Origin of the sequence: Nonomuraea sp. NPDC049152, from assembly GCF_040648355.1 — a bacterium.
GTDB lineage: Bacteria > Actinomycetota > Actinomycetes > Streptosporangiales > Streptosporangiaceae > Nonomuraea.
Genome location: NZ_JBEZDO010000103.1, coordinates 1 through 1,237, shown reverse-complemented (window position 1 = coordinate 1,237; position 1,237 = coordinate 1). Strand labels below are relative to the sequence as shown.

At 63.7% G+C, this 1,237-nt stretch carries 1 pseudogene; it reads left to right on the top strand.

Annotated features, from left to right (window positions below):
* Positions 1 to 14: 14 nt before the first annotated feature.
* A pseudogene (locus AB0B45_RS51525) lies at positions 15 to 1,237 on the top strand (DNA-directed RNA polymerase subunit beta); the annotation flags it as partial.

Genomic DNA, 1,237 nt, shown 5'->3' with positions numbered 1-1,237 from the left:
CGGAAGGACATCTGTTGGCAGCCTCGCGCAACGCCTCCGCCGTACCCGCCGGTCCCCGTCGCGTTTCGTTTTCGCGTATCCAGGAGCCCCTCGAAGTTCCTGACCTTCTTGCACTGCAGACCGAGTCATTCGACTGGCTGCTGGGCAACGAGAAGTGGAAGGCCCGGGTAGAGGCGGCTCGCCAGGCCGGGCGCAAGGACGTCCCGACCCAGTCGGGCCTCGAGGAGATCTTCGAAGAGATCAGTCCCATCGAGGACTTCTCGGGGACCATGTCCTTGTCGTTCCGTGATCACCGCTTCGAACCGCCCAAGTACTCAGTCGATGAGTGCAAAGACAAGGACATGACCTTCTCCGCCCCGATGTTCGTGACGGCGGAGTTCATCAATAACACCACTGGTGAGATCAAGAGCCAGACGGTGTTCATGGGCGACTTCCCGCTCATGACGCCGAAGGGCACCTTCATCATCAACGGCACCGAGCGTGTCGTGGTCTCGCAGCTCGTCAGGTCGCCGGGCGTCTACTTCGACCGCAGCGTCGACAAGACCTCCGACAAGGACCTGTACGGCTGCAGGGTCATCCCCTCGCGGGGCGCATGGCTCGAGTTCGAGATCGACAAGCGCGACAGCGTCGGTGTCCGCATCGACCGCAAGCGCAAGCAGGCCGTCACCGTGCTTCTCAAGGCGCTGGGATGGACCAACGAACAGATCCTCGAGCGCTTCGGCCAGTACGAGTCGATGCGGGCCACCCTGGAGAAGGACCACACCGCCGGCCAGGATGACGCCCTGCTCGACATCTACCGCAAGCTGCGTCCGGGCGAGCCGCCGACCAAGGAGTCGGCGCAGACCCTGCTGGAGAACCTCTACTTCAACCCCAAGCGCTACGACCTGGCCAAGGTCGGTCGCTACAAGATCAACAAGAAGCTTGGGATCGACGCGGAGATCACCCAGGGCACGCTGACCGAAGAGGACATCGTCGCCACCATCGAGTACATCGTCAGGCTGCACGCCGGCGAGGAGTCGATGCCGGGCGCCGGGGGCCGTGATGTCATCGTCGAGACCGACGACATCGACCACTTCGGCAACCGCCGTCTGCGCAGCGTGGGCGAGCTCATCCAGAACCAGGTCCGCCTGGGTCTGGCCCGTATGGAGCGCGTCGTCCGCGAGCGTATGACCACGCAGGACGTCGAGGCGATCACGCCGCAGACCCTGATCAACATCCGCCCGGTCGTGGCGTCGAT